This window comes from Gallibacterium salpingitidis (assembly GCF_001678495.1).
GTDB lineage: Bacteria > Pseudomonadota > Gammaproteobacteria > Enterobacterales > Pasteurellaceae > Gallibacterium > Gallibacterium salpingitidis.
In genome coordinates this window covers 1-1555 of the sequence record NZ_JTJL01000088.1, presented here as the reverse complement: position 1 = coordinate 1555, position 1555 = coordinate 1, and the positions used below count along the sequence as shown (strand labels likewise).

Sequence of the window (1555 nt, the reverse complement as noted above, 5' to 3'; positions counted from 1 at the left end):
TTTTGTCTATTAGGCCTTCTTTTAACACTTACTATGGTAGGCAAAACATCCTCGACTATTACACTCTCTACTTGTTCATCTTTCACATTTCAAATAATGCTTCAACATCGGATTCTTTTTATGAAGATAAAATTATTCTTTTTGCATCAAAATTCATTTCCTTTTGTGTTATGAAGCGATCTCTAATTAATAAATTTGACATTACAGCTAAAATTACCGGTTAGAATTTCCCTATTTTTTCCGATCTTTTTTCAATTTATCGATTCAGTTCACATTTTTAATATTTTATTAACAAAATGTTTTTGTTAATTAACATTTGTTGTTATATTAACTTCGCTGTACCTTTCTAACCTTTATTTCAGTGTTGTTCTTTATATTTAGGAGATTTTTATGAAAAAATTCACCCAAACGGAAATTAACACTGCTTTTATCAGCCAGAAATTAACCAAGTTAATTGGTCCTGTGACAGTTAAAAGCTTATTCAATGGATACGGCGTTTTCAAGAATGAACATATGTTTGGTATTTATCAAAGAAAATTTTTTTATATCAGGGCTACAAAAGAATTTGCAGTTCTATTACTCAAATTAGGGGCTACTCCTTGCCCTTATACATCGTCATCTGCAGCACAATATTTTCATCTTCCTGATGAAATTACGCAAGATGATGAGAAATATCGCTTATACCTTAACTTATCCATTGCTCAAGTGGCATATGAAAAGAAGCGAAAAAAGAAAAAGAAACAATCTCAAATTAGGGATTTACCAAATCTAAGCATAAAACATGAACGGCTTTTAGGTAGAATTGGTGTAAGAAATGTTAAAGAGTTCAAGAGACGTGGACCTGCAAAGATCTTTACACAGCTAAAAGGTATAATCTTAATAGAAGGCCTTGGCCTATACTGGAAGCTAGTTGGTGCTTTATATCTTAAACATGATTCACTATTGACACGTGAAGAAAAAGAAGAGCATTTGAGATTGTTGAATATAGCACTAGCCCAAGAAAACTATCCTCAAGAAACGTTATAAATATAATGATTTCTTATAGCTTTCTTAATTAGTACTATGACTCATATAACCTATAAATTGCCACTGATTTAAGTGGCAATTTTTTCTCTTTTCCTTCCCACTTATTCATTTCTACAAACTCTATTCCTTAGCCATTTCAATGGTATGAATAGCGAAGAGATTTACACAACTTAGTCGCTTAATAGACACAGAGAAAGTGAGCTAATTGGTGATTGATGATTGATGATTGATGATTGATGATTGATGATTGGAATAGCTTAAGCAAAAGCCAGCCATCCCTAAAAAATCAAAAAATAGAAATCAAAAAAAAGTAGAAAAATAAAAAACAGAAAACAGAAACCCAAAATCACAAAATAAAAAAAACAATAAAAAAACGCTAGCTGACTCCTCAACTAGCGTCCTTCTCGCTTTTTCTTTAACCTGGCAGTGACCTACTCTCACATGGGGAATCCCCACACTACCATCGGCATTACGACATTTCACTTCTGAGTTCGGCATGGATTCAGGTGGGTCTATCGCATTCTCGCCG

At 32.7% G+C, this 1555-nt stretch carries 1 protein-coding gene and 1 rRNA gene; one reads left to right on the top strand and one right to left on the bottom strand.

Features of this window, described 5'->3' with window-relative positions; genetic code table 11:
- Nucleotides 1–390: 390 nt before the first annotated feature.
- Nucleotides 391–1026 (top strand): TfoX/Sxy family protein, encoded by a 636-nt coding sequence (locus QS62_RS11710; protein ID WP_066110385.1) that lies wholly within the window; start codon nt 391–393, stop codon nt 1024–1026.
- A gap of 418 nt (nt 1027–1444) precedes the next feature.
- Here the strand turns inward: QS62_RS11710 and rrf are convergent.
- Nucleotides 1445–1555: ribosomal RNA gene (rrf, locus tag QS62_RS11705) — 5S ribosomal RNA — on the bottom strand; the annotation flags it as partial.